This window comes from Saonia sp. (assembly GCF_056326165.1).
Genome location: NZ_JBWFBN010000001.1, coordinates 556,728 through 568,222, shown reverse-complemented (window position 1 = coordinate 568,222; position 11,495 = coordinate 556,728). Strand labels below are relative to the sequence as shown.

The 11,495-nt window shown below is 36.8% G+C and carries 7 protein-coding genes and 1 tRNA gene; 2 read left to right on the top strand and 6 right to left on the bottom strand.

Annotation, left to right across the window (positions count from 1 at the left end):
• Positions 1-155 precede the first annotated feature (155 nt).
• The 5 genes from AC000W_RS02500 to dnaE form a co-directional block, all read right to left on the bottom strand.
• Positions 156-229 (bottom strand) — tRNA-Asp (locus tag AC000W_RS02500).
• Positions 230-298: 69 nt separating this feature from the next.
• Positions 299-1,228 carry a DUF58 domain-containing protein gene (locus tag AC000W_RS02495; protein ID WP_474745740.1) on the bottom strand — a complete coding sequence of 310 codons (930 nt, stop codon included), beginning with the start codon at positions 1,226-1,228 and terminating at the stop codon, positions 299-301.
• Between the two features lie 79 nt (positions 1,229-1,307).
• Positions 1,308-1,625 carry a thioredoxin gene (trxA, locus tag AC000W_RS02490; RefSeq protein WP_474745738.1) on the bottom strand — a complete coding sequence of 106 codons (318 nt, stop codon included), beginning with the start codon at positions 1,623-1,625 and terminating at the stop codon, positions 1,308-1,310.
• Between the two features lie 157 nt (positions 1,626-1,782).
• Positions 1,783-2,640 (bottom strand): hypothetical protein, encoded by an 858-nt coding sequence (locus AC000W_RS02485; RefSeq protein WP_474745737.1) that lies wholly within the window; start codon positions 2,638-2,640, stop codon positions 1,783-1,785.
• 90 nt (positions 2,641-2,730) lie between these two features.
• The gene (dnaE, locus tag AC000W_RS02480; RefSeq protein WP_474745736.1) at positions 2,731-7,116 is read right to left on the bottom strand and encodes a DNA polymerase III subunit alpha; all 4,386 of its coding nucleotides are present in this window, start codon (positions 7,114-7,116) and stop codon (positions 2,731-2,733) included.
• A 220-nt stretch (positions 7,117-7,336) separates the two neighbouring features.
• Here dnaE and AC000W_RS02475 point away from each other — a divergent pair, with 220 nt between their 5' ends.
• Together AC000W_RS02475 and rimM are read left to right on the top strand one after the other, a co-directional pair.
• Positions 7,337-7,990 carry a 30S ribosomal protein S16 gene (locus AC000W_RS02475; RefSeq protein WP_474745734.1) on the top strand — a complete coding sequence of 218 codons (654 nt, stop codon included), beginning with the start codon at positions 7,337-7,339 and terminating at the stop codon, positions 7,988-7,990.
• Between the two features lie 11 nt (positions 7,991-8,001).
• On the top strand, positions 8,002-8,529 hold the full coding sequence (gene rimM, locus AC000W_RS02470; protein ID WP_474745733.1) for a ribosome maturation factor RimM: 528 nt from the start codon (positions 8,002-8,004) through the stop codon (positions 8,527-8,529).
• 63 nt (positions 8,530-8,592) lie between these two features.
• Here rimM and AC000W_RS02465 read toward each other — a convergent pair whose 3' ends face one another.
• Positions 8,593-11,361 (bottom strand): DUF7133 domain-containing protein, encoded by a 2,769-nt coding sequence (locus AC000W_RS02465; RefSeq protein ID WP_474745731.1) that lies wholly within the window; start codon positions 11,359-11,361, stop codon positions 8,593-8,595.
• Positions 11,362-11,495 lie beyond the last annotated feature (134 nt).

Below are 11,495 nucleotides of genomic sequence, written 5' to 3'. Positions count from 1 at the left end.
GAATAATAAATTTCAACCCATACCTCATTTGGTTCGTGAGCCGATTAGAAGTTCTATTCGGCTCATATAATACAATAGTCAATTAAAAATAAACCTTTCAAACTAATTTGTTAAGGGAAACAAAAAAACCTTCAACAAATGTTGAAGGTTTTTTGCGGTCTGGACGGGACTCGAACCCGCGACCCCCTGCGTGACAGGCAGGTATTCTAACCAACTGAACTACCAGACCGTGCTTTAATAGCGGTTGCAAATATACATTGCTTATTTAATTGCACAAACAAATTTTTTAAAATTCTTTTTAAAGAAAATTTTGCCTTTCAACCATATAGGTATTCAAAACCTTAGAAAAATTAGAGCTTATATCAACATCCACATATTTTATTTTGTACTGTCCACATTTTAACTTAAGCTCAGTAAAATAGGATTTTACACTTTCTTCATAGGAATCTTTAACAGTATCTGCATATAAATCTATGTGGTCACCGGTCTCCACATCCACAAAACGCTTGGGCGTATTTTCAAAATCAAAATAAAATTCTTTATCCTTATCTAGAAGATGAAATAATACTACCTCATGCTTGTTATATTTTAAATGACGAAGTGCATCAAACAATTTTTCATCATCTGTCTCAGTCTGGAACATATCTGTAAACAGAAAAATAAGACTACGCCTATGGATTTTTTCAGCTATCTGATGTAAATAGGTATAAGTCTCTGTTTTCTTTGCAGGATTGGTGTCCAAACTCACCTCACTCAATTTTGCCAAAAGCATTTGATGGTGGCGCTCGCTGTTTTTTTCTGATGAATAAAAATTATAGGTATCAGAAAAAATACTTAGTCCAATAGCATCTCGCTGTTTTTTAAGAACGTTCATAAGAGCAGCAATTGCCAAAACTCCAAAACCAATCTTATTTAAATTGTCTATCTCTAAGTTTTCAACCTGTGGATAGTACATAGAGGCCGAATTATCTAAAATCATGTGGCAACGAAGATTAGTTTCTTCTTCATAGCGCTTGGTATACAATTTATCGGTCTTTGCAAAAAGTTTCCAATCTATATGTTTGGTGCTTTCTCCGCTGTTATAAATTTTATGTTCCGCAAACTCTGCTGAAAATCCATGAAAAGGACTCTTATGAATGCCACTAATAAAGCCTTCAACCACCTGCTTAGCTAATAATTCCAGATTTTGGAATAAGGATCCTTTATTTAATTCTGATTGAAAGTTCATTCTACTGTTTGTTCAACTAAGATAAAATAAAAAGGGTTGGCAAATGCCAACCCTTTCTTAAACTGTATATTTCTATTATTTACAATACTGCATCAATTGCATCTGTATACACTTTCTTTGGTGATACACCAACTTGTCTATTTACAATTTCCCCTCCTTTAAATACAAGTACGGTAGGAATGTTTCTTACTCCATATTTTGCTGCAAATTCTTGATTGGCATCTACATCTACTTTACCAACTACAGCTTTCCCTTCATATTCGGTACTTACTTCATCAATAATTGGTCCAACCATTCTACATGGTCCACACCAAGCTGCCCAAAAATCTACTACTACTGGTTTATCACTTTTTAAGACTACTTCGTCAAAAGTAGCATCTGTTATTTCTAATGCCATGTTTTTAATTTTAAGTATTACGCAAATTTAGTCAATTATTTGGCTCTTTCCTTACCTAACGTTTATTGGTTTTAACTATTGCATCATCAAGATTTTATATATAAGAAAAGGCTACCCAACAAGGTAGCCTTTTTTATAAAATAATACTTTCTTGGAATTAACCCTTGTGGTGTCTTCTACCTTTTCTTAACTCTATTTCTACTACTGTTCCATCCATTTTAGTCAAGGTGGCAACATTATCACAAGTACCATCACCATAATCCAAAACTGCCGTTCCCTCTGCATTGGTATATTCTTTAACACCAGAGGCAAAATAATGACACTCAGCAGGTTTTACCAATGGAGTTGTTGTTTCTAATGAAAAAGATGCTCCTGAAGCATTTGTGAACTCAAATGAAGCAGTTACGGTCAATTCATTATCTGACCAAGTATCTGTATCTGCACCGGCTGTTACCTCAACAGTTCTATTCCCTTGTTTGGTAACCATTCCTTCTTCGGTTTCTATACTAATATCAACCATTCCGGACATTTGAGGGTTTCCATTCTCATTCTCTGGAGTATATGTAAAAGTTCTTGACCCATTTACCACATATCCATTAACAGAGAAGTTTTGAAAAGTAATAGAACGTTCCCTACTAGCTTCATTCATAGATTTTATAATAGTAATGGCGCCAGATATTGCGTTTCCTCTTCTATCTGTACAATCTTCTTCAAAAATGATATTAATTGTCATGGAAACATCGGTAGTTTCCATTTCAATTATTACACAATCATTGAAAAACCCAAAATGATGTGGGTCACCTTTACCAACAGTGGAAGTATAATCCAAAAATCCTCCCGAATACAAAATGGATTGATCCATAACATCTTCAACTTCTTCTATGGAAGCTTCAAGGGCTACAGATTCTGTTATGCTTAAATCAGTTGTCTCTGCAACTTCATTTTCTTTCTCACATGAAGCGAACATTACAACAAATACTACTAAAATAGACGTAAAAAATTTATAAGATTTCATAAAAGTTTGGGTTTAAATTAATTGTTTTAATCTATAACAATTACCTAAGGATAAACCCTACTTTGAAAAATGTTAAAAATTCAATGAAAATTAATTCAATTTATAATGTACATCGCTCTCCTCTAAAACAGACAATAGTTCACTTGTAATATGTACTTTTTGTTTTCTTGCAGAAAGACTCACTTTTATTTCTTCTTCCATCTCATAAACCACAAAATTTAATAAGTGGCTTCCAGAATGAGAAACTAAAGTATTTTTAAGCTGATGAATATTTTCTTCTTTTAGAGTAGCTACATCCAATTTAATGGTGAGTTTTTTAGCATATGCATCCATTACATCTTGTAATTGCTTAAAATCATTGTACTGTAAACGCGGATCTCCCTTTTTCCCTGTTTCCCTATTGACCCAACCTTCACGCACAAAAACTTTTATAAAAGCAAAAGAATTGATCATTAAGAAATGACGAAATTTTAAATATTCCTCTCCAAAAATTCTGAACTCAAAAGAATCTGTATAATCTTCCAAAGTGAACAAAGCCCATCCTTTTCCATTCTTGGAAACGCGATGTTGCACATCTGTTATCACCCCAGCAAAAACAAGTTCCCTGTTTACATACTCCTCCAGACTGGTGAAATAAGATACATTGGCATTGCAAAACGCCTTTATTTCAGTTTTAAAATCGTCCAAAGGGTGTCCAGAAAGATAAATCCCCACTACTTCTTTCTCCCTTCTTAACTTCTCCATAGTACCCCATTCATCACATGGCGGAACCACTGGTTCTGGTATTTGGGCTTCACTTATTCCCCCAAACATATCCATTTGCGATGAGTTTTGGTTTTCTTGAAATTTGGCAGCCGACTTTATGATTTTTTCCAAAAAGATTACTCCATCCCCATCATTATGGAGATATTGAGCCCTATGGGAATCCCCCAAAGAGTCAAAACCACCGGCCAGTGCCAAGTTTTCAAAGGCTTTTTTGTTGGCTGCCCTTAAATCCACCCTTTTTGCCAAATCAAAAACCGACTTATAAGGTCCGTCTTCTTTTCTGTTCTCAACGATGGTTTCAACAGCACTTTTACCTACACCCTTTATAGCGCCCATACCAAAACGAACCGCATTATTCTTATTTACTGCAAATTTGTAATAAGATTCGTTTACACAAGGTCCTAAAACATCTAAGCCCATTCGCTTACATTCCTCCATGAAAAAGGTTACCTGTTTAATGTCATTCATGTTATTGGACAATACCGATGCCATGTACTCTGCTGGATAATGTGCTTTTAAATAAGCTGTTTGGTATGCTATATAGGCATAGCAAGTTGAGTGGCTTTTGTTAAAGGCATAGGATGCAAAGGCTTCCCAATCTTTCCAAATTTTTTCCAATACATCCCTTGGGTGCCCATTTTTTTCACCACCATCCAAAAATTGGGGTTTTAGTTTTTGTAGTAATGCAAAAATCTTCTTCCCCATCGCCTTTCTTAAAACATCGGCATCACCTTTAGAGAAACCTGCTAATTTTTGGGAGAGTAGCATCACCTGTTCTTGGTAAACAGTAATACCGTAGGTGTCTTTTAGGTATTCTTCCATTTCTGGAAGGTCATAGGTAATTTCCTCACTGCCATTTTTACGGGCAATAAAACTAGGAATATATTCCATTGGACCAGGACGGTACAAAGCATTCATTGCAATAAGATCATCAAACACTGATGGCTTTAAATCCTTCATGTGCTTTTGCATTCCCACGGATTCATATTGAAATATCCCCACTGTATCTCCTTTTTGGAAAAGTTCATAGGTTTTTTCATCATCCAATGGAAAATCATCTGGAACCAAGTCTATTCCATGCTTAGCTTTCACAATTTTAACAGTGTCCTTGATAAGTGTCAAAGTTTTAAGACCAAGAAAATCCATTTTTAAGAGGCCCGCACTTTCTACAACTGAATTGTCAAACTGGGTCACATATAAATCTGAATCCTTGGCTGTAGCCACAGGTACAAAATTGGTAATATCATCAGGGGTTATGATGACCCCACAAGCATGAATTCCAGTGTTGCGGAGTGAACCTTCCAACACACGGGCCATATTAACGGTTTCGGCCTCCAAATCATCCCCTTCAGAAATATTTAATAAATGATTGACTTTCTCTAAATCCTCTGACCTAAATTTCTTTTTAAGCTCGGCATCTGGCACCCCAAATATTTTTCCCAATTTGGACATTGTAGGAATCAATTTAGCTATTCTGTCTGCATCATTCAAAGGTAAATCTAACACTCTGGCCGTATCTCTAATAGAAGATTTTGCCGCCATGGTACCATAAGTAATAATCTGCGCCACTTGGTTGGCTCCATATTTATTAATTACATAGTCCATGACCCTGCCCCTGCCTTCATCATCAAAATCTATATCAATATCTGGCATGGAAACCCTGTCCGGATTTAAAAAACGCTCAAAAAGTAAATCATATTTAAGCGGATCTATGTTGGTGATTTTTAAGCAATAAGCAACTACAGAGCCTGCAGCAGAACCCCTTCCAGGTCCTACAGACACATCCATATTTCTTGCCTCGCGAATAAAATCCTCTACAATTAAAAAGTATCCTGGATAGCCAGAGTTTTCTATGGTCTTTAATTCAAAATCAATCCGCTCCTTAATTTCTGGGGTAATTTCATTATACCGTTCTTTTGCCCCTAAATATGTTATATGGTTTAAATAGGCATTTTCTCCTCGCTTACCTCCATCAATAATATCTTCTTCAATTTTAAACTCCTCGGGAATATCAAACTTGGGCAGCAGCACATCCCTTGCCAATTCATAGGGTTCAATTTTATCTACTACTTCCTGTATGTTTAAAATGGAGTCTGGCACATCTTGGAAAAGCTCTTTCATCTCATTGGAAGACTTAAAATAGTATTCTTGATTTGGCATTCCATAACGATAACCGCGACCGCGACCAATAGGTGTAGCTTGCTTTTCGCCATCCTTTACACATAATAAAATATCATGGGCATTGGCATCTTCCTTAGCACAATAATAGGTGTTGTTGGTGGCAACTAATTTTACATCATGCTTTTTGGCAAACTGTATCAAAACTTGATTTACTCTATTTTCCTCTTCCTGACCATGACGCATAATTTCCATATACAAATCATCTCCAAACTGTTCTTTCCACCACAAAAGGGCCTCTTCTGCTTGATTTTCACCAACATTGAGAACTTTTGATGGGACCTCTCCATAAAGGTTTCCCGTAAGGACAATAATATCTTCTTTATACTGCTCTATAACTTTACGGTCTATTCTTGGCACATAATAGAATCCTTCCGTATAGGCAATGGAGGACATTTTTGCCAGATTATGGTAGCCGTTCTTGTTTTTGGCAAGCATTACTATTTGATACCCATAATCCTTTACATTCTTATTGGTATGGTCGTCGCATACAAAGAATTCACACCCAATTATAGGCTTTATTTCCTGTTCATCACAGGTTTCTCCCTTTTCAAGGGCTTCAGCAATTTTTTGTTTTATCTGTCCATTATGCGCTTTTACTTCTTTAACAAAATGAAAAGCACCCATCATATTGGCGTGGTCCGTTAATGCTACCACCGGCATTTTCTCTTTTGCCGCAACTTGCACCAGATCCTTTACACTACATGTTGACTGCAACACAGAGAATTGAGAGTGGTTGTGCAAATGCACAAATTGAGCATCAGCTAAGGTTTTTATATTCTCTTTTATCTCATCTTGAGAAACTTGAGCCGTATCCTTATCCCATAAATTATCAGCAATTTTCTTTGATGCTTTTTTTAGATTGATGTGTTTTAAACCAATAAGCTGAATCTCTTGGGGGTTGGCTTCAGAGAAATTTTGAAAATAATCGGGTTGAACATCTAACTGCTCAATAGTATATTGTTGTTTTCTAACCAATTCTAAAAAACAACGCGTTGTAGCTTCTACATCCGCAGTTGCATTATGTGCCTCACCAAAAGGTTCACCGAATAAAAATTGATGCAACTCTGTTAATGTAGGCAACTTAAACTTACCTCCACGCCCGCCAGGAATTTGGCACAATTGGGCAGTGTGCTCCGTACAGGTGTCCAGAACGGGTAGTTCCTGCAAAGGGTTTTCCACTTGCAACCTATGGAATTCTGCCCCCATAATATTAAGGTCAAAACCCACATTTTGCCCAACAACAAACTTAGTCTTGGACAATGCATCATTAAATTTTTTTAAAACTTCAACTAGCGGAACACCTTGTTCTTGGGCTAATTCTGTAGAAATTCCATGTATTTTTTCTGCATCAAAAGGAATATTAAAGCCCTCTGGTTGTACCAAATAGTCCTGATGCTCCAACAAATTCCCCATGGCATCGTGCAACTGCCAAGCAATCTGTATGCAACGGGGCCAATTATTCGTATCCGTTATGGGAGCATCCCAACGTTTGGGTAAACCTGTAGTTTCCGTATCAAAAATTAAGTACATAAAATGGGTTGTTTCCTATTCATAAAAAGGAGTATAAATTTATTGAAATCATTCTTCATAGAAAAGATGAGTTATAAGCAGTTATCAACGCTATATTTAATATTTTGATATTTATAAAATTATGTTGTGGATTTATAGAAAACTTGTATATTTGCAGCCCTTAAAAAGGAGTAAAAAGAATTAATAACAGGGGTCGGGCACCCAACAAAATTAATATGATATGCCAGTTAGAATTAGATTACAAAGACACGGTAAAAAAGGAAAACCATTTTATTGGATCGTAGCAGCGGATTCTCGCGCTAAAAGAGACGGTAAATTTTTGGAAAAATTGGGGACTTATAACCCAAACACTAATCCAGCAACAATAGACGTAAATGTAGATGGTTCTGTAAAATGGCTGCAGAACGGTGCACAGCCATCTGATACTGCCAAAAGAATCTTATCTTACAAAGGAGTACTTTTAAAGCATCATCTATTGGGTGGTCTTGCAAAAGGTGCTTTGACCGAAGAGCAAGTTGAAGAAAAATTTGCTGCTTGGTTAGAAGAAAAAGCAAAATCTGTTGCTGCTAAAACAGACGGTTTAGATAAGGCAAAAGCTGATGCAAAAGCAAAAGCCCTTAAAGCTGAAAAAGAAGTAAGTGAAAAACGTTTGGCTGTTACTGCTGAAGAAGAAGTAACTGAAGAAGCCGAGGCAGTAGTTGAAGAAGTTGCCGAAGCTGTTGAGACAGCTACTGAGGAGGTAGTAGAAACTGCTGAAGCTGCTGTTGAAGAGGTTGCCCCAGTTGTGGAAGAAGCTACTGAAGCTGTTGAAACTGCAGTTGAAGAAGCTGCACCAGCTTCTGAAGAAGCCGCTCCTTCTAAAGAAGAAGAATAATTTTATAGACGATGCAAAAGGAAGATTGTTTCTACCTAGGCAAAGTCGTTTCAAAATATAGTTTTAAGGGTGAGGTACTAGTAAAATTAGATGCCGATGAGCCCGAGATATATGAAAATATGGAATCAGTATTTGTTTCAGTAGGAAACAATCTGGTTCCATTTTTTATTGAAAAATGCGTGCTTCACAAGTCCAGTTTGTTGCGTATTCGCTTTGATGAAGTAAAAACGGAAGAGGATGCAGACAGAATTTTAAAAGCTGAGCTTTACTTACCTTTGCAATTCCTTCCCAAACTTACAGGCAATAAATTTTACTATCATGAGGTCATTGGTTTTGCACTTGAAGATAGTACGCATGGTAATATTGGCAGTATTGTAAGTGTAAACGATACCACATCCCAAGCATTATTTGAAGTTGAAAAAGATGACAAACAATTATTGATTCCTATCAATGATGAAATCATTACCAAGGTGGACAGAAAAAACAAAACTGTTTTTGTGACCACCCCTGAAGGGTTGGTGGATTTGTATTTAAATTAGATTGTCATTCCAGCCTTTGCCGGGATAACAAAAACCTCTCGACTCCGCTCGAGGAGACAAAACTTATTTTACCAATCCAAAAATTTCCATTTCTCTCATAGTCCATGGAATATCATCTTCACTTTCTATGTCTTTAGATAATACTATTCTTAAAAATTTACCCGATGTAGGCTCAAAAGAAAGTTTCATGTCTATTTCTTCACCAAGACCTTCATATACCGTATTCCAAGAAGTTCCATCTTGAGACACTTGAACTTCAAAATTTCTGGGGAAGGTATCCAATGGTGGTAATCTTCTTCCTCTCCATACATTAGGGCAAATAAAATGCAACTCTGTTACTTTAGTCTCTTCTGGAAATTCAATTTGAAAATACATACCGCTTTTCTGCTTTTCCCCAGTTGTCCATCCCTCCAAGTTAAAAGCGCTACGCTCAGATGCTTTTCCGCCAATACGGTTTGGAGCTTTATGACTCGCTGTTACTTTCCAATTGCTTGTTGGTTCTAACAATTGAGGTACAGATGCCATTAAAGCATCATAGGTATAAGGGGTTGTTTGTTCAGCCGTGGCTGCACGTACTCTTGCCACGTCCCCAGCGGTAACCATTGGCGCTTCATTGGTCAGATTTATTCTAATATAAGATGCAATAGCTGCTATCCAATCATCAGATTGTTCGGGATTACCAACCATAATACCACCGGCATAGGTTTTCCCATCCATAGGCCCTGTCATACCTCGCAATATTGTTTTAATGGTATAGTCAGGGTGCGATTGCACACGTAAGGAACCTGCCAATGGTGGAGCCATAAGTCCATCACCAACTGTTATTCCTGTACCATTATTACCATGACAGGTAACACAAAGTTCATTAAATATAACCGAGCCTTCTTCGAGCACTTCCTTATCGGCATCCGTAATTTCTGGCCCAGCATTTATAAAAAAGTTATTAATTACCGGTGGCTCAATAAGTTTTTCACCCACAAGCTGTACTCCTGCAGCCTTATTGGCTTCCATTGTACTTTTAATATTTTCTTCTACCGCTGGCATTTTTAGCAAATTGGCAGACATCATGGCCTGGATAACTACATCTATATTTTCATCATTAAACAATTTGTAATAATCATCCGTTAAGCTTTTATTGCCTTTTTTGTATACAGATTCACCTACTCTTAAAGCTTGAATTCTAATTTTTGGATTGGCATCCGTATACAAGCTTTTTATTAAGTCGGCCTTAACAGCACCCAATCCTTCCAAAGACCAAAGCGCATGTGTTCTTTCTAAGGGGTTTTTACTGTTTTTAACTAAAGCTTCTAACTTTGGTACTACAGATAAATCTTTAGACATTACAATTAATTGCTGCGCCTTATCTCGCCACCAGCCATTAGGATGATTTAAATGCTCTACTAGTTCTGCAGGAGTTTCCTCAAACATTCTAGGCTGTGTTTTATCACGCCCTTTATCTTGATGTGTAATACGCCAAACACGACCTAATCCTACCACTTTATCTAATTGATACTGCTCTATTTTAGCTCTTAAATAAGACCCTTTTTGTGCCCATTGCCCTTCTTGTATAATACCGTGGTACATGTCTACAATATACATGCTTCCGTCTGGCGCAGTTGCCATATCTACTGGTCTAAACAAAGGATCGGTTGATTTTAAAAATTCTGATTTTTGGTCTTGGTACACGTTATGAAGTGTTGTTAAACCTTCTGTAACCACAGGGTTTATCTGCCTAACTATCCGTGCTACAGGTTCTCCATAAAAATATTGACCATATATATCTTTTGGTAATCTATCACCTCTATAAACATCATTACCAGATGAACCAGTAACTCTATTTAGACTCCCGTCTGGGCGTCTAATTGCTGCCATACCGCCTTGCATGTCTTCAATCTTAACAGGAGCTCCCCAAGGCACTTCAAAACCTTCGGCAAATTGCTCTTCATAATCAAAAGTTCCATATACTATTGGAAACTGAAAATAGGAAGGTAAGCCACTAGAGCCTCCTTGGAACCATAATTTTCCATCATCATCATGAGTAACACCCCATTGTGCTCTATTAAATCCAGTTTTTTCTCGTATTACCCCGTCTGGTGTTTCTTTTACCCTAAAGGCATTCATGGTACTATACAACCAATTATCCATACCCCAGTACATAAAAGATTGTTGGTGTTCTACATTCCCAGAACGGCCATATTTATTGGTGAAAAACTCTTTTTTATCGGCTTTGCCATCTCCATCGGTATCAGTGTATTTGTATACATCGTCTGCATCGGATTCCATTGCTAACACACAGTCTTTTCCGTAAGGCAGCACAAAACGAGGGAAGATTAAATTATCTACAAAAGTGGTTCCTGTTTCATACACCCCATCATTGTCTTTGTCTTCCCAACGAGATATTCTACTTATAGGCTCCAACGTATCATCAGAATCTGCAGTAAGCATATAACTTCTTAATTCTAACACATACATTCTACCGTTTCCATCAAAAGAAATAGCTCCAGGTTGCTCAATTTGTGGTTCAGAAATAACAGGCTCAATTCCGTAACCTTCTGGCAAAATAAAAAGCTTTTGTTCTTCTTCAGGAAATAAAGGAAGTACCGGGTCTTTAGGTTCTAAATCAATCCCTTTCCAATACCTATTTTCCGGGTCCGCATTTTCTGGCAATTCTATTACCGGATTAACTGTATCCATAGAAGCAATTACATTTTCTATAGGATGCGGCGCCTTTTCTTTTGGGGCACAATTCGAAATTAAAGTGATTAATAATAAGAAAATTAAAGGGCGAAGTTTTTTTATAAAAAAACTGGTCAATGAAATTTTATTAGTCATTTGGTGGGTATATTTAATATGTCTAGATTTTAGACCATAGTAAATTACATTTATTGATATCTATTAGCAAATTTTTAACAGAACCTTAAACTAATTGATCATGGCCATGAGAGTTCAATCAATTCTTTTCTGTA